The following is a 23,745-nucleotide window of genomic DNA, read 5'->3' on the forward strand; positions in this document are numbered from 1 at the left end:
TGCCTTGTTGTATATTTGGGGATCCCATGAATTTTAAAAAACCACTTAATCTTGTTGCCAGTGCAGTGATGCTAAGCACCCTAGCAGCGTGTAGCCAAACAACGGCAAACGAGGCACCAAGTAAAAACCAATTAACAGCCTTTGGCACAACTGAAAATATGCAAGGCTCACAAGCAGCAGCCCTTGCTGATGACGCTTGGCTATTAAGCTCACAAAGCCAAGGCCTACAACTTATTGATGTCACTGGTAAACAGCACGCATTACAAAAAGGTAACTTCGAAGCGCTATCTGTTAAGGCGATCGACAAAAACAGTTACCTTGTTGCCAGCATCGACAACGAAGCCGACCAAGCGGTGATTTTTAGCTTACAAAAAGCAGCTAAATGGCAGCTAACTGAAATTAGCCGTATCAGCCCACCAAAAGCAAAACCTGAGGCGGTGTGCTTATTTGCCAACCCGACCACTCAAGCCGTGTCGGCATTTGTGGCAGACGCTCGTGGTCTTATCCGCGAAACACTGGTGTTTGATATGGCAAACAAAAGCGCGTTAAACCTTGAATTACGTGAGTTTGCTGGCGTAAGTGAAACATCAGGCTGTGCGGTTGATGATAACAGTAAAACTCTTTATTTAAGTGAAGGCGAGCTAGGCATTTGGCAAATTAATGCCGACGCTGAATCACGCGCCGATAAAAAGCCCCTTGCTATGATGTCGCCATTTGGCAGCTTAGCGCCTGAAGTTGGCGGATTAAGCACAACAGAAGATGGCAGCTTATGGTTCACCACTTCTGAAGATAACCAATTACATCGCTACGAAAATAGCACAAAGCGTTTTAGCAGCTGGCAATTTGCTGGTGAACTGGCGATTGAGTCTGCCGCAGTGCGCTTTAACAATAATCAAGCTGACATCGTGTTATACGATGATGAATCAGGTCATTATGTAAAAGGTCAAATAAATGGGCAGGCTAAACAACACACTAGCGCTAAAACAGCGGCTGTTACTTACATCAATGCACAAGCGCAAACCGATGCAGTACGTGCTTTTGGTGATGCCGCCGATGACCCTGCAATTTGGGTAAACCCTAATAATGCAGCTAAAAGCTTGATCTTAGGTACCGATAAACGCCGTGGCTTAATGGTGTATGACCTTGCAGGCAAAGAGCTACAAGCACTAGAAACAGGCCGTTTAAATAATGTTGATGTGCGCCAACATGCCAGTATCAACAACGCAACGAATACCTGGATTGCAGGTAGTAACCGTACTCATAACAGCATCAGTGTTTACAGCGTCGATACTCACAATCAGGTGCAACATTTTGCTGAGCTGCCAACGACTCTAAACGAAATTTACGGTATGTGTATGTACTCATCAAACACAGGCAACTATGTGTTTATGAATGACAAATCAGGCCTGTTTCAGCAATACAAACTAACAGGTGATAATGAGAGCGTATCAGCACAACTAGTGCGCGAGTTTAGTGTTCCAAGCCAACCAGAAGGTTGCAGTGCTGATGATAAAACCGCACAGCTATTTTTAGGTGAAGAAGACGAAGGTATTTGGTTTATTGGCGCTGAGCCAACAGCAGGAAATAAACCTGTAATGCTACAAACCGTGAACGATATGCTGGTTGATGATGTAGAAGGCATGGAAATCTACCACGCAAAAGATGCTCGATATTTAGTGGTTTCTAGCCAAGGTGATTACAGCTATGTGCTTTATAAAATTATTGATGGCAATACCCCAAGCCTTGAGTTTGCGGGTAAGTTTGCAATCAGTAATAACCTAGAGTTAGCAATAGATGGCGTATCAGAAACCGATGGCCTAACGGTCACACCGGCTGCACTACCGGGCTACCCTGAAGGGGTGCTAATTGTGCAAGATGGTTACAACCGTATGCCACAGGCACCGCAAAACTTTAAGATTATTGACTGGCGCGAGGTAAAAAAAGCTATTCAATAAGTTACTATGTAGGGTGCTCGGTTTATCTGGGCACCTTTTTTATCTGAACATGTTTAATCAGTAAAATAGATAACTAAAACACCCAACTATTGCACCGTAAATTAGCATAGGCAAAAAGGTTTTCTTAAGCACGGGCCCTTCTTGATTATTCACTCCAACAATACTGGCTACAGCAATAATATTGCTAATGCAGATCATATTCCCCATCGCCGCCCCCGTTGATTGCAACGCAAGCACTAAGGTTTCTGACAAGCCCACTTGCTGTGCAATACCATATTGAATACCGCCAAAGGTAAGATTAGATACGGTTGCCGAACCTGAAAAGAAAGTGCCGAGTGCCCCCAAGTATGAGGCAAATAACACCCAGTGCTCACCGCTTAAATCTGCAAAGGTGCTCGCCATATAAAATATGGGCGCATTATGGCCGCCTTGCATTAAAACATTCACCATCACCAGCGCCCCGATCAAAGCAATACATGGCATAGCTATACGGCCTAAGGTGTCGGAGCACATTTGCTTTACTTGTGGCTTGCTCATTTTAAGTAACGGCACGCAGATCAGCACCACCAATACAAACGGGATCAACGCTGGTACAAACAAGGTTTTATACGACCACCCCACTGAGGTGCCAAATATCTCATGTAAAGATAAGATCAGCGCTTTGCTTAATTCAAATTGTGCAAAGCCCAAATGAATACTCAGCCAGAGCGTTTCGTCGTTAAGCAATGCTTTAATGCCCAACTGATGAATACGGGTTATCACCAGCACAACAATCAAAAGTAATAACGGGAATAATGCTAAAAATAGCGCTTTGGGTGTGAGCTCAGCTTTGCCTTTCGTGCTTTGTGCATTTACAGCTGACTTATCTAACCCCACTCCCCGACTTGCTAAATAGATAGTAACTAATAGCCCCACCGCACCACCAATCAGTGATGGAAACTCATAGTTCCACTGGGCAAACAACCAATAAGGTAAGACACATGAAAACACACTTAAATAAATGAATATGCTATTTTGACGCACCTTTTTTAATGGCAAAACAAGACACAGCGCAATCATAGGAATAACCAAAGCAGCAACAACATGACAAAGCGCCGTCCATCTTGAGAGAGCCAGCACTTGCCCATCATCTAATTGTAGCGCTGAAAAGCCAAACCATGTTGGTGTGCCAACTGCACCAAAAGATACGGGGATCGAGTTTAAAATAAGAGTGAAAATAATCACTTTAAAAGGCGAGAAACCAAGCCCGACCAAAATAGGCGCAGCGATGGCCGCAGGCGTGCCAAATCCCGATGCACCTTCGAGCATAAATGCAAATGCCCAACCAATGATCATCAACTGTGCAACTTGATTACTGCTAATAGATTCGAGCCAGTGTTTAATCGTGGTTTCGGCCCCTGATATTGCCAACATGCGGTTAAGTAAAATAGCCCCAGCAATAATCGAAATAGGCGTCATAACAGACAATACACCAGCAAACGAATTAGCAAGCAACAGCCTTAAATCAGCTTGAAAGTAAAACAGTTGCAGTAAAGCAGCGAGTAGCGCTGTTATGGGTAAGGCAATATAAGAGGCGATGGGGCTGCTTTTTACCATCATCCAGATCAGCACCAAAATAGGCAGTGCAGCCACTAGGGTATTCATGGGTCATCCTGTTGTTTTTATTAAGCGCTTTCCTTAATTAAAAGTATAGACAGGATAACCCTAATCAGTATTTTTTATTTGTTAAATGAGTGTATTAAATGAGCGTACTTAGCCACCAAAGTAACAGTACTAACACAGAAATAGCCACTAAGGCTTTGGTTTTGTGCTTTTGAATAATTCGCTCAGCCTGATTACCCGCGTAATAAACAACGGCAGCTAGAGCAAAGTAGCGAATTGAACGCGCAATGACCGTTGCCAGTAAAAATAGAAAAATCGAATACTTAGTAGCCCCAGCGGCAAGCATGGCAATTTGAAATGGGATGGGCACAATACCGAGCGTCAATACAAACCAAAAGCCTTGTGCCTGCATTTTTTGCTTAACTTGCTCGAATTGCTCAGGGTTTGAGAAGGTATTAATCACCCAATCGCCCACTACATCAAATAGATAATAGCCGAGGGCATAGCCAAAAATAGCACCGATTATACAACCTATGGTCGCCATTAAGGCAATTAACCAAAGCTTTTCACGGCGGGCTTGCATTAACGGAATAAGCACAGCTTCAAGAGGAATAGGCACTATGGTTGACTCTAAAAATGATGCCACCGTAACCGATTTAAGCATATGTTTTGAGTCAATAAACTGCCGTGTTTTTTGCTTAAGCTTTTTTGCAATCGCCATTATTCATCCTTAATCGTTTTGTTGCATTTTAGGTTACAACAAAAAGTCTTAACCGTCCCTTACGGTTTATGAACATAGCGACTACGACCCTGATTTTTAGCCAAATAAAGCGCTTGATCAGCACGTTTCAAGGTACTACTAAAGGTCTCAGTAGCACGTTTGATCGCTGAACCAACACTCACGCTGAGCGTTTTACTCGGTGTCACCATCACATTACTGGCCAGGCTCAGCAGTTGCTCGCAGGTAGCATGTAATTCATCTGCATCATCTGTGGCAACATACATTGCAAACTCCTCACCACCAATTCGCGCAAATAGAACGTCTTCTCCTAATGCTTGGTGACACTGATAAACAAAGTCTATCAATACCTGATCGCCTACATCATGACCATATTCATCATTAATCGCCTTAAAATGATCAATATCGGCGATCACTAAACTATGTGGTTTACTTTGGTTTTGCTGCACATAATGGTAAAAATAACGACGATTGTACGCCTTTGTTAATACATCGGTTTTTAGCTCTTCTTCGAGCTGCTCTCGGGTTTTAGCTAAATCAGTAAGCGCTAAATAAAGACCAAACCCAGTGATAAGCATCCCTAAGGTGCGGGTAATATCTTCGATATAAATGCCGATCCAGATTGGTTGGAACACCAGCTCATCTAAAAAATCAAATGTAAGTCCGACGCTCCAAAGGAAGATACCCACACTTAAAAATAAGTAACTGCGCTTAGCAACCACCGAGGTTTGCACAAACGCAAAAATACAAATCAAAATGAGCAAATTAATAGCATCACTGAGCACACCATTTAAGTAAACATCACTTTCAAGCCGATTAAAGTTATACAAATAAGTCACGACTATCATCAATAAAACGACAACAAAAAAGCTAATAAAGAATTGCTTTACTACAAGAGGTACTGAATTTAACTCAGCCTTTACTTCTGGAGGGGGTGCTTGCTTATTCATAATTAATCACGACAACTTGCTGCAATGAATTAAACATTAGCAAAGCAAATTTAAAAGTGCATGATAAAGCCACTATAAAGGGGAAAAACCAGCGTTTTTACTGGAGTAAATATTCTAAACATAAGCCGTTTTAGTCAGTAAAAAAGTCTAAGTTCATGCCATTTGCCACTAACGGTCGCAATTTTGTCGTTATTTTTTTATTATCGCTGACAATTTAAATGACACAGCAAGAATCAATGAGCGAAGCACGATTTATTCCATTTCGAAAACACGACATCATCAACCTTTGCCAAGCCTATTTAGGTGAGCCGCAATCAGCTTCGTTTATGGAGTTTGCTACACTTTTGCAAAGCGTGACTCATTATCAATATCACGAGCTGCTGGAGTCTTTAAAAAATAACTATGCGCCATTTGACCCAAATAGCGATACCCGAACGCTAACACCGATTACCAACGAGCAACGTGCCAGCTACCAATCTGCCTTTGCAAAAGAGTTTGCCACTGTACTCAATGCTGCCAATTTTGAAACCATTACCAATCAAGACTTACAAGATGCACTGAATGAAGAGTCTTTATTTAAAGTACGTTTAGCCGTTGAGTTTGATGACTTTGCAGAAGTGGTCTTTTACCGTCGCGGCGAATCGCAAAAAACCGAGACGCTACGCAGTTTTTGGGGGCTTAAGAAAAAGCAGATTCAGTTTACTAACTATGACCGCGTTGCCATATTCATCCGCTTTAAAGACGAGCAGTACTTTTTAGAAAAAGGCAAAATGCCGGTAGGCTTTGAGCCAAACTCAACCATCGTTAAATTATTCCAGAATGTGCCAAAAGCCGATTTAGAAATGCTGTTTCCGAATAGCGAAGTAAAAATGCGCCCGATAGATAAACTAATTATTGGTTCATCTGCCCTGATTGGTGGTGCTGTGGTATTGGTCACAAAATTAGGTGCGTCAATTTTGCTCCTGATTGCTATGATTGCCTTTTGGGGTGGTTGGCGTAGTGAAGAAGTGCATATGAGTCAGCAACACTTTATTACCTTTGCAATCGGCATGGGGGTATTTGGCAGCTTTATTTTTAAAGAATGGAGCAAGTTTAAAAACCGTAAAATTCGTTTTATGAAAGCATTAGCCGACAACTTGTATTTTAAAAACCTCGATAACAACGCCGGGGTTTTTCATACCCTAGTCGATGCAGCTGAAGAAGAAGATGTTAAAGAAGCGCTACTTGCCTACACCTTTTTACTAAAAAGCGAATCAGCGATGACTGCACAGCAATTAGATAGTCAAATTGAACAGTGGTTTAACGCGCAGCATCATTGCCAGCTTGACTTTGAAATTGATGATGCTTTAGACAAGCTAGTAAGGCTTGAGCTGGTTCATCAACAAAATAACGTTTATACAGCGGTTGATTTAGATAAGGCCAAACAGCGCTTAGATAGTCGTTGGGATGACTATTTTAAGTTTGCCTAAGCCTTTAAAATCAGCTACTAGCAAGTACACATTAACTTCGAGTCAATTCAACTGGGGTAAATGCAACTTTATCTCAATGTGCTTGCGCAGCGAATGCTCTGCTTTTAGGATAAAATTTTACGGCTAAAAAAAGACCATTCCATGCAATTAAAAAAAACAATTCTTATTGGAGCAAGTTTGCTGTGCGCAGCAACGACGGCTCAAGTATATGCTAACGACAAGTTTGTCTCTGAAGATATTTTTCAACTTGAATACGCAGGCGACCCACAAATAAGCCCTGACGGTAAAAAAATCGTTTATGTGCGCAGCGGCTACGACATCATGAAAGATGGTAACAAGCGTAGCTTTTGGCTGTACGATATAAAGTCAGGTCAACACACGCCGCTGTTTTCTGATGAGCATAACTACAGCCAACCCACTTGGTCTCCAGATAGCAAGAAAATTGCCTTTACCAGCAATTCAAGCGGCTCAAATCAACTTCACGTTTACTGGTTAGCGCAAGATAAACAAGCATTATTAACGCAACTACCAAAATCAGTACGAAACTTAACGTGGTCGAATGACTCTGCACAAATTGCTTTCACTATGAGCATTCCTGAAGGTAAATCTGCGTTCGCTAAATCAGTCAAATTACCGAAAAAACCAAAAGGCGCTGAGTGGTCAAAACCAGTGAGAGTGTTTGAAAAAGCACGCTATCAAGCTGATGGCGCTGGCTTTTTAGAGCCTTCATATCGTCACGTTTTTGTTATTCCGGTTTCGGGTGGCACACCACGCCAATTAACATCGGGTGATTATCAGCATTATGGCCCACTGGCATGGGATCCAAGCAACACAAAACTGGCTTTTTCTGCTGATCGCAATGATGAGTGGGAATATCGCACAACTGAGTCAGACCTCTATGAAATCAATGTAAAATCAGGTGAGCTTACGCAACTAACTGATTTACCGGGCCGTGAAAGTAACCCGCGTTACGCTGAAGACGGTGATGAACTAGCCTTTGTTGCGCGTGACAACGCCCCTGTGCCTTACATTAACTCAACACTATCTATGCTCGATTTAGACGATAAATCAATCAAGCATATTACTGAAAAATTAGACCGTTCAGTGGCTGATTATAAGTGGTCAGGCGACGGCGACTTTGTTATTCAGTACGATGATTTTGGTAAGCGTAAGCTTGCTAAAGTAAACAGCCGCGGTAAGGTCACTGACTTAACGGATACGGTATCGGGCACTTCAATTGGTCGTCCGTATATCAGTGGTAGTTTCAGCATGGCCAATAATGGCGCTATTGCGTACACCACAGGCAGCGAGTACCGTCCAGCTGATTTAGGCTACCTATACAAGGGTAAAAGTAAAACGCTAACTTCATTAAATGAAGATGTGTTAGGCCATAAAAAGCTTGGTAAAGTGCATGAACTAAATGTTAAGTCACAGTTCGATGGCCAAGCTATTCAAGGTTGGTACATTACGCCACCTGATTTTGATGAAAACAAACAATACCCATTAATGGTTGAAATTCACGGTGGCCCACACCTAGCCTATGGCCCAAGCTTTACTGCTGAATTACAACGTTATGCCGCTGAAGGTTATGTGGTTGTGTATGTGAATTACCGTGGTTCAACAAGTTACGGTAAAGACTTTGCACTACTGCTAGATGGTAAATACAGTTCAGAAGAAGACTTTGCTGACCACAACTCAGCAGTTGATGCCATGATTGCTAAAGGCTTTATCGACAAAGATAACCTATTTATTGCGGGTGGTTCAGCAGGTGGTATTGCAACGGCTTATGCGGTTGGTTTAACAAACCGCTTCAACGCTGCGGCAATTACCAAGCCTGTGATCAACTGGTTAAGTAAAACGCTTTCAGCTGACAGCTATATTGGTCAAATTCGTAACCAATTCCCTGGCATGCCTTGGGATAATGTTGAGCACTACTGGAAACGTTCGCCACTTTCATTAGTAGGTAACGTCACCACGCCATCATTGATCATGACAGGTGAAGAAGACCGCCGTACGCCAATTTCAGAATCAGAGCAATTCTATCAAGCATTAAAACTGCAAAAGGTAGATACCGTGCTTATTCGTGTACCGGGCTCACCCCATGGTATTGCGGGTCGTCCATCACGTATGATTTCGAAAATTGAATACACGCTTGCGTGGTTCAAACAATATCAGAAGTAATGAATTAAGCAGGAGTGAGATGCTCACTCCTCTTAAAAGTAATGATGGCTAAGCGCAAGTTGGGCAGACCCTATCGACTGCGCTTTTTCTCCGCACACACCTAAGCTCACATCACAGCTACGTAACCCACGATTATCTAAACGTGCAAATGCGGCAATTGATAACTGCTTGAGCTGTTCAAGTGCTTTACTCGGTAACGGCGAATCAATAATCACAGCTTGCATATCTAATAAACTTAAACTGTTATGCATGGCAATACTGATAGCCTCAGCGGCTTTTTCAAGCCAAGGCTGAACGAGTCGATTATGCGCTGTAAACTGACTGTCTGTCAGCTCATACACAGAAATACCCAACTGCAGCTTATCAAACTCGCTTTGCAGTGAAAGTAATGAACATTGGCTAAGTAACTGTTCACGATCAGTGTTTAGCATTGAGCCTATAGCACCGGCATTACCACTTTTACCTTCGAGAAGCTGATGGTTAATCACCACAGCCCCACCTAAAAAAGCCCCCAAATAAACATACAAAAAATCGCTGTAGTTATTAGGGTTACCAAGGCTTAGCTCTGCACAGCAGGCAGCGTTATTGTCGTTACTAATATAAACAGGGAGCTGGAACTGGCTTTCTAAGTAACCTTTTAAGTCAAAGTTTTGCCACTGACTAAGTGTACTGGTTGCTGAGCCTGAAGCGGCTTGCCATTGCCAAATATCAAACGGCATAGCGACCCCAAGCCCACACACATGTGAGCGCAGCTCAGGCTCTAATTGACTGATTAGCTTTGGGATATGTGTTTCTAAAAATGATTTAAGCTCTTCAACCGATGCTTCATGCACCTCAACAGATACAGACGTCCTTTGCGTGCTTTGTAAGTCAACGAGTATCAGGTCAAAGCGTCGTCGCCCGATTTTCAAACCAAAACTAAATGCACCATCTGGGTTGAGCCTAAACGGCACACTTGGCTGCCCTACTCGCCCTTTAACAGGTGCATCACGAAGCAACAGCTTATCTTCTTCAAGCTTATTAATATTCACTGTTGCCGCCTGAGCAGACAAGGCTAACGCTTTTGCTATTTGTGCTTTAGGCATGCTTTGCTGTTGCCTAATTAAACTTAAGATTGCGCGCTCGTTATTGCTTCTTGGTGCTCGCGATAAACTGCTCTTCATAACATCCTTCTTGATACAAGCTTGATAAGCGGCCTATTAGACCTGTTTGCAGTACTATCTACCAGTCAAAATAATAAATCAACTAGGTTGATTTATTATTTATAGTCGTGAATACTGTCGGCCACAACAATATGAACACATTAACCTGGTGAACTATGCAAACACAGTCCGCTATTGTATCGCGCCAAATGCTTTGGCCTTTTATTCTGCTTACGATTTGCTTTGCTGCTTGGGGTACTGCGGCCAATATGACAGACCCATTAGTGAAAGTTTTTAGCAAAACATTTTCTATGAGTGCGTTGCAATCAGCACTGGTGCAGTTTAGTTATTACGGCGCGTATTTTTGCTTAGCTTTACCGGCGGCCATGATCAATAGACGGTTTAATTATAAAACAGGGCTGTTAGTGGGTTTAGCCATGGCCGCTTGTGGTGCCTTATTGTTTTACCCTGCTAGTCAAACCATGCTCTATAGCCACTTTTTATTGGCCTTGTTTATTCTTGCTGGTGGTTTGTCTATTTTAGAAACCTCTGCCAATCCCTACGTCATGCAGTTAGGATGCGAGCAAACAGCAACCCGCAGACTTAACCTCGCGCAAGCATTTAACCCTGTTGGGACTAATATTGGTGTGTTTTTAGCGGCGACGTTGATCTTACCGAACTTAAATCAAGCTGATAGCGCAAGCCGTGCCCTGATGAGTGAAGCGCAATTAAAAACCGTTGTGAGTGCAGAGCTCGATGCTGTGATGGTGCCGTATGTGGGTATGGCCTGTTGCTTAATCTTACTATGGCTATGTATCTTCTTTAGCCGCTCTCCTGCAACAGAAACAAAAGTAACATCGCAGCCGCGTAAACTTAAAAAGACCTTTCAACATTTGTATCAAAACAAGCATTATCGATTTGGTGTGCTGGCACAATTTTTTAATGTTGGCGCGCAAACCTGTGTATGGACCTACACCATTGGCTACACCATGGAAGCACTTAACACTACAGAAGTTACCGGCGGCCAAGTCTTACAATATTCGATGTTGGTGTTTTTAGTATCTCGTTTCATTATGACATGGCTAATGCGCTTTATTAGCGGCGCTAAATTACTGCGTTTTATGGCTTTAGTTGCAGCCGTGCTTTGTTTTATTGTTACCACACAAGTGAATTTAATGGGCGTAGTCGCACTTGTAGCTATTTCAAGCTGTCTATCTTTGATGTTTCCAACCATTTACGGCACAGCACTTGAAGGCCTGGGTGAAGATGCAAAAGTTGGTGCAGCTGGTTTAGTCATGGCAATTTTAGGGGGCGCATTTTTACCTCTGATCCAAGCCGCAACCATAGATGCTTTTAACACTGCGGTTTCGTTTGTTGTACCACTTGGATGTTTTCTTATCGTATCTCTTTATGGGCACCACAGCATTAGGTCACCACGACACCAGCAATCATAATTTTTAAAGGCATCTTGCAAAGTCAGATGCCTTTTATAATTGTACTTTGTGGTTAGATAATGTGAAAATCACTATCTTTCTAACTACATATAAGTGAGTATGAAATCACTTAAGCTTTTTATCTTAAATTACACAGCAAAGCTTAAAAACATGAGTAGCTTTGAGCACTTTCGGTTTTTTTTAATAAAGTATATTTGTTTCTTTTTTGGCTGCTTTATCTGTTTCGTCTTACACGAATATTTTCGTGTTCCTATTGTTGTAGCCGCTGCTGCGACAGGCTTAATCGGTACGTTTTTACCTTTTTCAAGAACGTTAAAATCACACCCTTATGCGGCCATTTACGCTGGTAGCTTTGCTGGCATGTGCTCTTCAAGTTTAATAAACAGTTATTGGGAGCTAAGTCTTATTTCATTGATCGGTGCCAGCCTTTATATTTTGACTATGAATCTATTTGCAGGTTTTGGCGGCCGACTTGGTAGTGTGGCTTTTGCCAGTGTGGCGCTTTATATGCTTGCAAAAGGGATTTTTTGATGAATATATTTATTGCGATAACAGCGTTATTTGGTGCTTACTCAACCTACTTTTTAGCACATCATAATCGCTTCGACGGCATTCGCGCATCAGCGGCCACCAGCATTATTGCATTTGCAATTTTGAGTCTATTTCCCGTTGATGTTGAGCTATACAGCGTGGCATTTTTCGGCGGTACTTTCATCGGTATGAGCGCACCAAAACGCTTTGGCATTTTTACATTAGCCATTGCGTCATTACTATTTGCTTTATTGTTTGAGTACCTCGTGCCGCGCTTACATGGCTATGGCGGTGCATTAGGGTTGAGTGCGTTTTTATCTGTCTGTGTTTGCCACATCGGTATTTTACTCGGTGCGCCACGAAGCAAAAAGAACAACTAATTCCGACTCACCGATTAAAAACCTATACCTTTTTATTAATATTCATTACTATGTTAACAACATGTTTAAAGGTGTAGGTTCTTTATGCTTCTTCGTTCATTGCTGATTGTTATTATCTTCTGCTTTATCAGTAGTGCTACGACGGCGAAAACACTGACCTTTATTGCCGAAGATTTACCCCCATACCATTTTAAAAATCAGCAAGGTAAAGCCGATGGTGCGCTTGTTGAAGTGATAAAGTCTGCCCTAGCGAAAACAAACATCGCTGGCGAATTCTCAATTATGCCAATGGCCCGAGCTTTTCATGAGTTTCAAAATGACCCAAGCATATTGATGATTTCATTGCTAAAAAATGAGTCTCGTGAATATAAATTCCAATGGCTAGCACAAACCTATTTTGCCGATGCTTATTTAGTTGGGCTTGCCAAACAAAACCACGAAATAAAAAGCTTAAAACAAGCAAAGAAATATCGTGTGGCAACAATTCGTGGCTATTCAAGTGAACATTATTTGAAACAAGCCGGCTTTAATGAAAATAAAAATTTGGTGCTGGTCAGTCATTACCATCAACTTTGGCAAATGCTAGAGAAAGGACGAATTGATTTTGTACTAACCAACACGCTTACCTTACAAAACGAACTCGCGTTATCAGGAGTTCTCCCTAATGACATTAATAAGAGCCTCCACTTAGACGACTACCCATCAGGCCTTTATTTAGCCGCGAATCTAAAATTGGACAAGCAACTTGCTATGCAATTGAGTGATGCCATAAAAGCATTGAAACAAAACGGTCAATACCAAGCAATTTTACAAAAATGGCATCTGCCTTTACCTAGATTATAATGAAAAACACGCAATCATCTTACAAAGGCTTAGCTTTAGCTATTTTGCTTAGCTGCTTATCGCTAAATACCCTTGCTATTACCCCTGAACAAGCCTTAGAGAAGCTTAACGAAGCACAATTGTTACGTAACAGTAATCCAAACCAAGCCACTAAAATATTTGAGCAATTAACTAACGACTCGACCCTTTCCAATGAACCTAACATCATACAAGAGGCATTCGAATCGCTGGCATTTATGAATATGGGCAGTGGCGATTATGACCAAGCTCTTAGCTATGCAGAGCAGCTGCTTGATTACGGGGAAAAGCACAATAACCAGTCAGTAACAGTACGAGCAATGCTTATTCAAGGTTACGCACAAGGCAGAAAAAGTAACTTTCTTAAGGCAGAGCAACACTACCGCGATGCATTATCCATTGCCAAACAGATAAATAACTCAGTGCTGATTGCCCAGTCCTATGAGCGATTAGCAGCCATTTTGCGCTGGCAAGATAAGTACATAGCTGCCCTCAATGAAGCACAAAAAGCAGTCAATATTTTACAAGAGTTTGATGACGATAAATCTTATGCCTCTGCATTGCAGAACTTAGGTATTATTGAAGCAATTATTGGTGACCACCACGACGCACTAGCCAATCTTACTTTGTCGTTTTCTTTACATCAAAAACTTGACGATAAAAAAGGCATTGCTGATGCACTTTATGAAATTGGCGAAGTTTATCGCCGTATGGGCGACAGTGCCCAATCGTTAAAGCACTTTAAAATGTCGCACGTTCTGGATTTAGAAATTGGCTCTAAAGTCGACATCGGTAATAGTGCCATGAAGGTCGGCTATGCAGCGCTAAAACAAGGTGAGCTTACAACAGCCACAGACTATGCAGAAAAGTCGATTAGCTATTATCTACCCTCATCTTCAAACACAGGATTGTGCCGTTCATATAATTTAATGGCGTTAATTGCTCTAAAACAAAATAACATTAGTGAAGCGCAAGCCTATATTGATCGCGCCATGGCAATCGCCACTGACTTTAATTTTCGCTCCCATTTAGTGTCTTTAGCGATCACCCAAACACGTATCTATCAAGCTCTTAATGACCATGCAAAAGCAATTAAAACCGCAGAACAGGCCTTAAACCAGGCTAATGAGTTACAAGATGTCGAAGATCAAATTAGCTTAAATAAATTACTCACTGACTCTTACCTTGCATTACAACTTTATAAACAGGCATTTGAATCGCAAAGCCGCTATCAAACCCTTGAAAATAAAACGGGTAAAAATCAGCACGACTTAACTGTGGCCGCGATGCAAAGCCAAGTCGCCTTTATGCGAAATCAGCAAGAAATAAACCAATTAAGTGCAGATAAACAAATTCAAGCAGCACAACTAAGCGAAAGTGAATGGCAATTTAAAGCCTGGTTACTCGGCCTAAGCTGTGTGATTTTATTGATATCAGGCTTTGGTTACCGCTCATTTAAAACGCGTAAACTTGCCAGCGAGCGAGCACAACTATTACAAGAAGTCGTTGATAAGAAGAACCGCTTACTAGCCGATGTATCCCATGAAATTCGCACACCACTCACAGCGCTACAATTGCAAGTTGAAGCATTGCAATACAATATCGCAAAAGACGTTGATGCCTCTTACGATGCAATTAATCGAAAGCTAACCGATATCAATGTACTGATCCGTGATATCCACCAACTAGCACAAGCAGACTCAGATAGCCTATACCTAAACCTAAAACCCTATTTACTTGCTGATGTATTATCCGTTTGGCAGCAAGACTTTGCTGCTTTTGTACAAAGCAAAGGCTTTGAATTTACCAGTGACATTCATGTTACTGCTGATATAAAGGTGACATGGGATATCGATAAAATTAAGCAAGTACTGGCTAATCTTTTATCAAACAGTACCTTTTATACTGATAAACCGGGCAAAATTAAATTTATAGCGACAGCCTCAGCGCAGAGTATTACTTTTAGTATTGAAGATACCCCACCCGGTGTGACCGACAATCAGTTAGTTGAAATATTCGAACGTTTATACCGCGTTGATAAATCACGTAGCCGCCAAACGGGTGGCTCAGGCCTAGGACTGGCGATTTGTAAAAGCCTAATAGAAACGCACAAAGGTACTATCAAGGCTGAGCACAGTGAGTTAGGTGGCGTTAAGATCCTCATTTGCTTACCGCTTATTAGTGAACAACAGGTTTAATTAGCATCTCGATTCCCTGAAATCGCCCCTAAACAGGGCGATTTCACGACATTTAGCCCCATTAATGCCGACCAAGGTCGCATATTATTTAATCAAAAACCGCCCTATATTTTTTAGTACGTTGTACAAATCTCTCACTAAAAAGTATAGGAGCCTCACAATGGCGGGCGAATATCAACAACAATACCAACAGTTCCAGCGCGATCCGGGTCAGTTTTGGCTTGAGCAAAGTAAACGAATTCCTTGGTTTAAAGAGCCAAGTGCCCCTTATCAATATGACGATAATGATTTTTACCATTGGTTTGCCGATGGTCAACTAAACACTTGTTATCTAGCCCTCGACCAACATGTCGAAGCAGGCTATGGCGACCAAACTGCACTAATTTACGACTCCCCTGTTACCAATACTAAACAACAATACACTTATGGCGAGTTACAAACTCAAGTTGCTAAATTTGCAGGACTCATGCAATCCCTTGGCGTAAGCAAAGGTGACCGTGTAATCATTTATATGCCAATGATCCCACAAGCGGTTATTGGTATGCTAGCGTGTGCTCGCCTTGGTGCCATTCACTCCGTTGTATTTGGTGGTTTTGCACCGCACGAACTCGCGGTGCGTATTGATGATGCAAAGCCTAAGCTTGTGCTTACTGCGTCTTGCGGGGTCGAAATCAATCATGTGATTGAATATAAACCACTGCTTGATGAAGCACTCGAAAACGCCCAGCATACTGTTGAACACTGTATTGTCTTTCAGCGTGAGCAAGCCATTGCCGAGATGCAAGATGGCCGAGACATCGATTGGCAATCAGCCTCTGATGCAGCAAGTTCAGTCGATGCCGTGCCGGTTGCAGGTGACGACCCGCTTTATATTCTTTACACCTCAGGCACCACAGGCACACCTAAAGGGGTGGTTCGAGAAAACGGTGGTCACGCTGTTGCAATGCATTACAGCATGGAGACCGTGTATGGCATGAAACCCGGCGAAGTATTTTGGGCTGCTTCTGATATTGGCTGGGTGGTAGGTCACTCATACATTGTATATGCACCGCTTATTTATCGCTGCGCTACCGTACTTTATGAAGGCAAACCCATAAGAACCCCTGATGCCAGTGCGTTTTGGCGTGTTGTAGAAGATTATAAAGTCACCGCCTTATTCAGTGCTCCTACTGCGTTTCGCGCTATTAAAAAAGAAGACCCTACCGCCGAGGGCTTTAAACAATACGATACTTCGAGTTTAAAACGTTTATTCTTGGCCGGTGAACGCCTAGATCCTCCCACTTATGAATGGCTAAAAGACAACACCGGCTTGCCCGTACTTGACCATTGGTGGCAAACAGAAACAGGTTGGGCCATTGCGTGTAATCCAATTGGTATTGAACAGCTTGCCACTAAGGCGGGTAGCTCAACAGTGCCAACACCGGGCTTTGATGTACAAATTCTTGATATGAATGGGCAGCAGTGCTCAGCAAACGAAAATGGTGCGGTGGTAATTAAACTGCCTTTACCTCCTGGCTGCTTACCAACAATTTGGCAAAACAATGAACGCTTTCAAGCGGGTTATTTAAGCGAGTATCCGGGCTACTACCTTTCTGGTGATGGCGGCTATATTGATGACGATGGTTATCTATTTATTATGGGTCGTACCGACGATGTAATTAACGTTGCGGGTCATCGCTTATCAACCGGTGAAATGGAAGAAATTGTTGCAGCCCACCCTGCTATTGCTGAATGTGCAGTATTTGGCGTTAACGATGCACTCAAAGGGCAATTACCTATGGCGATGATAGTGCTCAAAGACGATTACCTTGGCGATAGCAAAGAAGTCGAGCAACAGCTAGTCCATTCTGTAAGGCATCAAATTGGTGCCATTGCCTGTTTAAAGAATGTTTTGCATGTTGAGCGCCTACCAAAAACCCGTTCAGGAAAAATACTCAGAAAGAACTTACGCCAATTGGTCGATGGTGAAGAACTACAAATTCCATCTACCATTGATGATGCGAGTATATTTGATGAAATCAACCAACAACTTAACAATCGCTGATCTGCGTTTGTAATTTTGTAATGTTACCAAAGGCCTTGTTTAAGGCCTTTATTCGTTTTGGCCTGTGGCTTGCAACTTTACTAATAAGTTAGCAAACGAAAAGGTGGTTAACATGGCTATTATTGCAGGTTATTTCCAATTCAATGATTCAGATAAAACTGACTTTAAGTATATAAATCAACTAGCTAATGTATTTAGTAACTATGAAAAAGAACATGTTCGTTTTTTTAATTGCGAGTATGGAGCCATTTTTCAGTATGATTTTGATGCCTATAAGCAGGCGAGCTGGTTGCGAACTGAGTCGCAAATTGCAACACTCATTGGACACCCTCTCATATCAAGCTCTAGAACACAGGACCTAATTACACTTGCGGGCTGCGAGTCTCTCGACTTTTCTTTACAGCAATGCGAAGGAGTATTTAGCTTTTGTCAATTTGATCTGCAGAGCCAGCGCCTAACATTAGCGACTGATCCACTTGGATTAAAACCTTTTTATACCTTACAAACACAGTATGGTTTACTATTTTCCACTAACCTTAATTTATTCAAGCAGTTGGATATCCAACTACAGAACAATCCGGATGCCTTAACTGAGCTTGCCGTGCTTGGGTATCCTCTTTTAGATCATACGCCGTTTAAAGACGTAAAATGCTCATACCCAAGTGAAATGCTATGCTTTAATGCAAAACAGGGTGTAACTAGAAAAAGATATTTTGATTGGGTATCACTTGCAAAACAAAAGCTCGTTGCACCAGATGCAATTGAAGGGATCTCAAAGGCTTTTAAAACTTTAGTTGCAAAGGCAAAACATAAAGATAAAACAATTCTTAGCACTTTGTCTGGCGGTTTAGACTCTAGGCTTATTAACAGTGAGTTATTGCGCCAAGGCGTGCAATTGAAGTCGTTTAACTTTTCGCAATCTGATAGCCAAGATCTATTTTGTGCTAAACAATATGCATCACAAAATGCAGTACCATTAGAAGTAATACAAGTTTCAGACACCCAGCGGCTATCTGTCGAACAGCGCCTTGGCAAATATTGGCGTAAAGCGAAACATCAAGATTTCACTAACGTATGCAGACCACAAATAAGCTGGTCAGGAAATGGCGGTAGTGTTGGGATCGGGCTTATTTATTACGGTGATGAAATTTATGCTGCAGCAAAAGAAAACAACTTAGATAAACTAATCAGTGCTTACCTCAAACAACAATACGCTTTTTTACCTAAGTCAGTTGTTCATAATGCTGAACAATTACAACAAAAACTGATAGCTAACTTAAAAATTAGCTTCGAACCACTCGCTGAATTACCACTTGAAAAAGCATTTCAATTATTCTTGCTGCTTAACGATCAACACCACCATTTGAGTGTTCCTAACGAGCAGGTTTGCGAATTTAAAATGGAGTTTTTCCATCCATTTTATTCGTGGAAGGTCCTACAGTATCCGTTGGGTTTACCGGTGGAGTACGTTCGCAAACACCGTTTTTATCAACGATGGTTAAAAACCGATTACCCACGAGCTTTACTTGCGCCTTGGCAAACTTACCCAGGACACTTGCCTTGCCCAATAACCGTCAAGCATCAAACCCAATGGCAATTGAATAGCGCAAAACTTATGTCGCCCACAGAACTATTAAAGCTATGGTTTAAAATTATGTTTTTTGACCGCCATTTATTGATAAAGCGCTGCCATTTCACTTTACTTTGCATCTTACAGTTAACTCATTTAAAGAATGTTCAGCCTAATTTACGTGTTGCTCAGAAATTCTGCCAATGGTGAATGAAGTTCAGGCCATCATTTTGAATTAACTGCTTTGAAGTAAAAACAGCTTTCTAACAACGAACTTTTCGGGCTAGAATCTATTAAGTTATTAATATCATAAGCTGAGATTTTAATGAGAAAATGGACTCTTCCTCTACTGCCACTAATCGTATTAGCAGGCTGCACCTCGGTTAGCAAAAATGAATGTTTACAAGCTGACTGGCATGGTATTGGTTATAAACATGGTGCAGATGGCACTGAGTATCGCGATGGCATAGATGCACTATCACAATGCAGTGAGTATGGTGTAAATGCTGACATTGCTAAATATAAAGTGGGATACGATCAGGGCCTCGCTACATACTGTGAACCGGAAAATGGCTTTACGTTAGGCATGCAAGGCACGTCATACAATGGTGTCTGTAATAGCACAGCGTTTCGTAAAGCATGGCAAGAAGGTAACGATAGATATCAAGTGCAACAAAGACTGAGTTATATTGATAATCGCATTGACGATATCGACCGTCGATTAAAAGATATTCGTGGCGAGCTTAACAGTAACCAACTTAATAATACTCAGCAAAAAGAACTTTATCGAGAACGCAAAGATTTAGAAAACGAGCGTAAAGATTTGCGCAAAGAACGCGCATTACTTCCGCTTTTGAATAAACTGCCTAGTGTTGAAATATCAACCGAGTGGTGAGACCTTTAGAGCCAATTTCATTTCATACATTTGTTTATCAGCGATGGCCAAAAGTTCCTTTGCACTGTGTCCGTGTAAAGGATACATGGCGATACCAAAACTCGCACTTACCGGCTGAACCGTTTCATAATCTTGCGCTACTTTTTTAACCGCCTGCTGACATCGTAGCGCTATATCTTGGCACAAACTAGCCTTTGTTAATGAAGGTAAAACAATAACAAACTCATCACCACCAATGCGCGATAGCACATCTTTATCTCTCATTTGTAAACGCAATTGCTGACTAATGTCCAGTAACAAATTATCACCCTGTTCATGACCATATGTATCATTAACGAGTTTGAAATTATCAAGATCAAGATAGATCAATGCAAATTGGTTATGCTCTGCTGGCGTTCTTTGTGAGAAAGCACGCAATTGAATATCGAGTCCTCTGCGATTCAATAGCTTAGTAAGTGGATCTTGATTAACTAGCTCATTGAGAAGCTGGCGCTTTTCTACCGCCGAAGAGATATCATCAAATGCACCGATATAATGAGAAACTAAGCCATTTTCATCATACAGTGCATCTATGGATAATTGCTCAGGAAACACCTCTCCGGACTTTCGCTTATTCCATACCTCTCCTTGCCAACAGCCTTTATCGAGCAACTCAGTCCACATTTGTTGATAAAACTCATCTGGTTGCTTCTTTGCAGAAAGTATTGAAGGCTTTTTACCTATTACCTCATGCTTCTTAAACCCTGTTATTTGCTCAAAAGCAGGATTTACATCAACAATCACAGACTCAGCGGTGGTGATCAGAATCCCCCGGCTAGTTGTAGAAAAAACAGCCGTTAATAGTTTAATTCTCTCATTACTTTTAACTTCCTCTGTAACATCCTCAGAATAACCATTCCATTCTACACTGCCATCAGCTCGGGCTATAGGAGATGATTTTGCCGAAATCCAGATCTGTCCTTTTTTGGGGTGGTTAACGCGAAACACTTCACACCAATCAGTTAGCTCTGCACGTGAATGCTCAATACTTCGTACAATACGTTCCAGATCATCTTGATGTATCGCTTGCATAACTCTATCTGCTGATGACTCAATATCTTTGGGAGAGCAGCCATAGATATCAAATACTTTTGATGTAGCAAATGGGAAAAATGCTTCATCTTTATTGTCTATTACATATTGATAAACAAAGCCTGGGAGGTTATCAGTGAACTTTTTTAGTTCTTGATGTAGGAATTCAATTTCGCGTTCTTTTTGCCATTGTTCCGTAATATCAATATGTATTCCAACCATCCATTCTGGGTTACCGTTTTTATCCCACGTTTGTACTTGGCCTTTATCAAGCACTTTAACCCAGTGGCCTCGTTTATGTTTCATACGCGCTTCACAGACATATCGCGCTGATTCACCTTCGAAGTGCTCATTTAATAATTGCTCAGATTTCACTAAGTCTTCAGGGTGAGCAAAGGTAAGCCAAGTATCAATTGAAACGGGTTCTAGTTCGCACAGAGAATAGCCAATGATATCTGCCCATTTATCATTAAAAATTGTTTCGCCTGTTTGCACATTCCAGAGCCAAACTCCCACATCACCACTTTCGAGAAGCAACTGTGCAATATCTAGTCCTAGCTGCGACTTTAGTTCATTGTAAGCTTCACTAAATGCCATAATCTGCCTTAATAACTAGCCTAATGATAAACAATTAAGTCTTATTCATTATTTTAGTTAAAAAGGCAAAAAATACTAAAATATAATCAAATAAATATACTCTTACAGATTTATTGCGGATTGGTATTTTTCACCTTGACGGCCAGTCAACCTCATCAACCGAGTCAAAAAGCGTTGTGGTCGTTTGCTCGCCATTCCATTTGCGAATGTAACGTGACAAAGGATCATAAAGCGCTGTTTGCTTATTGATATGAAAGTGACGCCCACCTCTAGGGTCGACACCGACACCCGCAATATATTGCCAATTGCCCCAATTTGCAGCCACATCATGATCAATAAGTTGCTGTTCGAAGTAAGCTGCACCATAGCGCCAATCAAGAGCTAACTCATTAACCAAACAGCTTGCTGCAATCTGCCGCGAGCGGTTAGATATAAAGCCTGTTGTGTTGAGTTCATGCATTATCGCATTTACCAATGGAAATGGAGTGCAGCCATTACACCAAGCAGTGAAACGCTGGCTGTTAAACGTTGTTAGCGGCGCATTTTGCTTTTGACCTTTGAATAAAAAAAGCTTTGCTCCCGCTTGCAGTGCATGCCATTTGAAATATTCGCGCCATAGCAATTCAAACTTTATCCAATAGCTCGACTCATTTGCACCGTTTTGATGCTCATATTTTTCAACTTCGTTATACAGTTGTTTAGCACTAATTGTGCCTCCAGCAAGCCAAACACTAAACTTAGTGCTGTTGCTAAAGCCATCTAACTCATTGCGAGTCTCTTTATAGCTGCTTGGTGCTTTTGAGGAAAAGTACGCACTGCAATGTTGCTGAGCTGCAAATAAACCTCCTTTGAAGCTAGCTGACTGGGTAACTACGTCAGCAATATTGTGTTCAGCGCATAACTGTACTGGGTGAGGTAATCGGCTGACCGCAGGTCGCGGTGCAGCTATAAAGGTTGGCTCAGCTTCTACCTTTTTTCGAAAGGCGGTAAAATTTTTTGGTAATTCATCAAGCTGAAAAGGTAAGTCCGCTGCTTTAAACAAGGTATCTTGCTGATAAGTTTTCACGGCAGCTTGAGGGCATAAAGCTTTAATTTTTTCGAGCTGTTTTTGCTCATAAACGCCAACTTGCTCGGTACAAACCAATGTTTCAATATTATACTTTTGCAAACGCTGGCTGATTACATACTCAGGCTCACCTGTGATCACATGAAGTGTTTGGCCAAGATTCTCAACTGCGTTTGCAAATGCAGATAGGCTCTCAAGTAAAAAGTTGTACTTATGTTCCCCATATGGCTTCTGTTGGTAATTAGTTTGCCTAAACCAACGCGGTTCAATCACAAACACTAAATCAAGCTCGCCAGCAAAATCTGCTAATTCAGATAAAATTTCATTATCAGCTAGGCGTAAATCATTTTGTAGCCAATATAAAACTCGTTTTTTCATGGGATAACTCATATGTTTTAACATACATACGAATACCCTTCTTATCCGGATTTAAATATCAGAACAAAATGATTAACTATAATTTGCAGATAGGTATTAAGCATCTTGCTCTTTACTCATAAGCTCGCTCATGCGCTGCATAAGCTCTTGCTCACTGAGGTCTTCTTTGTGTGTACCTATAGTCCAAATATGGCCAAAAGGGTCTTCTAGAGTCCCTGACCTATCGCCATAAAATTGGTCATGTACTGGACGCAGCTCTTTCGCCCCAAGCGATAAGGCTTTAGCAAAAACAGCATCGACATCTTCAACATACAGCATAATGCTCACCGGCGTACCGCCAAGTTGTTGCGGCGACTTAAATTGCACATCAGGGCAATTATCAGAAAGCATAATATGAGAGTCGGCTATTTTTATTTCAGCATGTGCCACCCCACCATCAGGCAGAGGCATTTGAATTACAAGTTCAGCAGCAAAAGCTTGTTTGTAGAACTCTATCGCCTTAGTAGCACCTTCAATAACCAAATACGGGGTTACCGCATGGTAACCTTTTGGGATTGCAGAAACAGCCATGTTACACCTCAACGTTAAATGTGTGAGTTATAAAGGTAGCAGTTGTAGCTAATTTCACTAATCTAATGATAAAAACGCCAGCGAAATATTTC

The 23,745-nt window shown here is 41.6% G+C and carries 18 protein-coding genes; 11 read left to right on the forward strand and 7 right to left on the reverse strand.

The features are described from left to right. Nucleotides 1-26 precede the first annotated feature (26 nt). Nucleotides 27-1,955 carry a phytase gene (locus tag CWB80_RS15300; protein WP_138599927.1) on the forward strand — a complete coding sequence of 643 codons (1,929 nt, stop codon included), beginning with the start codon at nt 27-29 and terminating at the stop codon, nt 1,953-1,955. 57 nt (nt 1,956-2,012) lie between these two features. Here CWB80_RS15300 and CWB80_RS15305 read toward each other — a convergent pair whose 3' ends face one another. From CWB80_RS15305 to CWB80_RS15315, 3 genes are all read right to left on the reverse strand, one after another. Beyond that, on the reverse strand, nt 2,013-3,599 hold the full coding sequence (locus tag CWB80_RS15305) for an L-lactate permease (RefSeq protein ID WP_138599926.1): 1,587 nt from the start codon (nt 3,597-3,599) through the stop codon (nt 2,013-2,015). Between the two features lie 94 nt (nt 3,600-3,693). Continuing rightward, nucleotides 3,694-4,278, reverse strand: coding sequence for a YqaA family protein (locus tag CWB80_RS15310; RefSeq protein WP_138599925.1), 585 nt, complete (start codon nt 4,276-4,278; stop codon nt 3,694-3,696). Nucleotides 4,279-4,337: 59 nt separating this feature from the next. Next, nucleotides 4,338-5,246: a GGDEF domain-containing protein gene (locus CWB80_RS15315; RefSeq protein ID WP_138599924.1), complete on the reverse strand. Its 909-nt coding sequence runs from the start codon at nt 5,244-5,246 to the stop codon at nt 4,338-4,340. A gap of 236 nt (nt 5,247-5,482) precedes the next feature. Here CWB80_RS15315 and CWB80_RS15320 point away from each other — a divergent pair, with 236 nt between their 5' ends. Beyond that, the gene (locus CWB80_RS15320) at nt 5,483-6,715 is read left to right on the forward strand and encodes a TMEM143 family protein (protein ID WP_138599948.1); all 1,233 of its coding nucleotides are present in this window, start codon (nt 5,483-5,485) and stop codon (nt 6,713-6,715) included. 141 nt (nt 6,716-6,856) lie between these two features. Then, entirely contained in the window at nt 6,857-8,896 is a 2,040-nt protein-coding gene (locus CWB80_RS15325) for a S9 family peptidase (protein WP_138599923.1), read from the forward strand. Between the two features lie 32 nt (nt 8,897-8,928). Here CWB80_RS15325 and CWB80_RS15330 read toward each other — a convergent pair whose 3' ends face one another. Next, nucleotides 8,929-10,059: an ROK family transcriptional regulator gene (locus tag CWB80_RS15330; RefSeq protein ID WP_138599922.1), complete on the reverse strand. Its 1,131-nt coding sequence runs from the start codon at nt 10,057-10,059 to the stop codon at nt 8,929-8,931. Between the two features lie 155 nt (nt 10,060-10,214). Between CWB80_RS15330 and fucP the strand changes: the two genes are divergently transcribed. From fucP to CWB80_RS15370, 8 genes are all read left to right on the forward strand, one after another. Then, complete coding sequence (gene fucP / locus CWB80_RS15335) at nt 10,215-11,492, forward strand: L-fucose:H+ symporter permease (protein WP_138599921.1); 1,278 nt, start codon at nt 10,215-10,217, stop codon at nt 11,490-11,492. Between the two features lie 150 nt (nt 11,493-11,642). Further along, nucleotides 11,643-12,023: a hypothetical protein gene (locus tag CWB80_RS15340; RefSeq protein WP_171041543.1), complete on the forward strand. Its 381-nt coding sequence runs from the start codon at nt 11,643-11,645 to the stop codon at nt 12,021-12,023. Further along, nucleotides 12,023-12,403 carry a hypothetical protein gene (locus CWB80_RS15345; RefSeq protein WP_138599920.1) on the forward strand — a complete coding sequence of 127 codons (381 nt, stop codon included), beginning with the start codon at nt 12,023-12,025 and terminating at the stop codon, nt 12,401-12,403. Before CWB80_RS15340 ends, CWB80_RS15345 begins: the two co-directional genes overlap by 1 nt. 84 nt (nt 12,404-12,487) lie before the next feature. Further along, nucleotides 12,488-13,246: a substrate-binding periplasmic protein gene (locus CWB80_RS15350; protein ID WP_138599919.1), complete on the forward strand. Its 759-nt coding sequence runs from the start codon at nt 12,488-12,490 to the stop codon at nt 13,244-13,246. After that, nucleotides 13,246-15,462 carry a tetratricopeptide repeat protein gene (locus CWB80_RS15355; RefSeq protein ID WP_138599918.1) on the forward strand — a complete coding sequence of 739 codons (2,217 nt, stop codon included), beginning with the start codon at nt 13,246-13,248 and terminating at the stop codon, nt 15,460-15,462. Before CWB80_RS15350 ends, CWB80_RS15355 begins: the two co-directional genes overlap by 1 nt. A gap of 160 nt (nt 15,463-15,622) precedes the next feature. Next, nucleotides 15,623-17,506, forward strand: a complete 1,884-nt coding sequence (locus CWB80_RS15360) for a propionyl-CoA synthetase (RefSeq protein WP_138599917.1) — start codon at nt 15,623-15,625, stop codon at nt 17,504-17,506. 112 nt (nt 17,507-17,618) lie between these two features. Further along, complete coding sequence (locus tag CWB80_RS15365; protein WP_138599916.1) at nt 17,619-19,286, forward strand: asparagine synthase; 1,668 nt, start codon at nt 17,619-17,621, stop codon at nt 19,284-19,286. 115 nt (nt 19,287-19,401) lie between these two features. Further along, nucleotides 19,402-19,971, forward strand: a complete 570-nt coding sequence (locus CWB80_RS15370; protein WP_138599915.1) for a DUF2799 domain-containing protein — start codon at nt 19,402-19,404, stop codon at nt 19,969-19,971. Here the strand turns inward: CWB80_RS15370 and CWB80_RS15375 are convergent. From CWB80_RS15375 to CWB80_RS15385, 3 genes are all read right to left on the reverse strand, one after another. Further along, a complete protein-coding gene (locus tag CWB80_RS15375) occupies nt 19,957-21,639 on the reverse strand; it encodes a sensor domain-containing diguanylate cyclase (protein ID WP_054551849.1) in 1,683 nt (560 codons plus the stop codon). The two genes, CWB80_RS15370 and CWB80_RS15375, sit on opposite strands and share 15 nt — an antisense overlap. A gap of 130 nt (nt 21,640-21,769) precedes the next feature. Further along, complete coding sequence (locus tag CWB80_RS15380) at nt 21,770-23,083, reverse strand: DASH family cryptochrome (RefSeq protein ID WP_138599914.1); 1,314 nt, start codon at nt 23,081-23,083, stop codon at nt 21,770-21,772. A gap of 96 nt (nt 23,084-23,179) precedes the next feature. Further along, on the reverse strand, nt 23,180-23,653 hold the full coding sequence (locus CWB80_RS15385) for a VOC family protein (protein ID WP_138599913.1): 474 nt from the start codon (nt 23,651-23,653) through the stop codon (nt 23,180-23,182). Between the last annotated feature and the right edge of the window lie 92 nt (nt 23,654-23,745).

Origin of the sequence: Pseudoalteromonas sp. S1650, from assembly GCF_005887195.1 — a bacterium.
GTDB classification, from domain to species: Bacteria; Pseudomonadota; Gammaproteobacteria; order Enterobacterales; family Alteromonadaceae; genus Pseudoalteromonas; species Pseudoalteromonas simplex.

Bases quoted from the DNA above. Each gene is read 5' to 3' on its own strand.
- CWB80_RS15355 (WP_138599918.1), top strand. From the start codon at position 13,246: ATGAAAAACACGCAATCATCTTACAAAGGCTTAGCTTTAGCTATTTTG.
- CWB80_RS15375 (WP_054551849.1), bottom strand. From the start codon at position 21,639: ATGGCATTTAGTGAAGCTTACAATGAACTAAAGTCGCAGCTAGGACTA.
- CWB80_RS15370 (WP_138599915.1), top strand. From the start codon at position 19,402: ATGAGAAAATGGACTCTTCCTCTACTGCCACTAATCGTATTAGCAGGC.
- CWB80_RS15360 (WP_138599917.1), top strand. From the start codon at position 15,623: ATGGCGGGCGAATATCAACAACAATACCAACAGTTCCAGCGCGATCCG.
- CWB80_RS15330 (WP_138599922.1), bottom strand. From the start codon at position 10,059: ATGAAGAGCAGTTTATCGCGAGCACCAAGAAGCAATAACGAGCGCGCA.
- CWB80_RS15365 (WP_138599916.1), top strand. From the start codon at position 17,619: ATGGCTATTATTGCAGGTTATTTCCAATTCAATGATTCAGATAAAACT.
- fucP (WP_138599921.1), top strand. From the start codon at position 10,215: ATGCAAACACAGTCCGCTATTGTATCGCGCCAAATGCTTTGGCCTTTT.
- CWB80_RS15340 (WP_171041543.1), top strand. From the start codon at position 11,643: ATGAGTAGCTTTGAGCACTTTCGGTTTTTTTTAATAAAGTATATTTGT.
- CWB80_RS15380 (WP_138599914.1), bottom strand. From the start codon at position 23,083: ATGAAAAAACGAGTTTTATATTGGCTACAAAATGATTTACGCCTAGCT.
- CWB80_RS15385 (WP_138599913.1), bottom strand. From the start codon at position 23,653: ATGGCTGTTTCTGCAATCCCAAAAGGTTACCATGCGGTAACCCCGTAT.
- CWB80_RS15315 (WP_138599924.1), bottom strand. From the start codon at position 5,246: ATGAATAAGCAAGCACCCCCTCCAGAAGTAAAGGCTGAGTTAAATTCA.
- CWB80_RS15325 (WP_138599923.1), top strand. From the start codon at position 6,857: ATGCAATTAAAAAAAACAATTCTTATTGGAGCAAGTTTGCTGTGCGCA.
- CWB80_RS15350 (WP_138599919.1), top strand. From the start codon at position 12,488: ATGCTTCTTCGTTCATTGCTGATTGTTATTATCTTCTGCTTTATCAGT.
- CWB80_RS15310 (WP_138599925.1), bottom strand. From the start codon at position 4,278: ATGGCGATTGCAAAAAAGCTTAAGCAAAAAACACGGCAGTTTATTGAC.
- CWB80_RS15300 (WP_138599927.1), top strand. From the start codon at position 27: ATGAATTTTAAAAAACCACTTAATCTTGTTGCCAGTGCAGTGATGCTA.
- CWB80_RS15305 (WP_138599926.1), bottom strand. From the start codon at position 3,599: ATGAATACCCTAGTGGCTGCACTGCCTATTTTGGTGCTGATCTGGATG.
- CWB80_RS15320 (WP_138599948.1), top strand. From the start codon at position 5,483: ATGAGCGAAGCACGATTTATTCCATTTCGAAAACACGACATCATCAAC.
- CWB80_RS15345 (WP_138599920.1), top strand. From the start codon at position 12,023: ATGAATATATTTATTGCGATAACAGCGTTATTTGGTGCTTACTCAACC.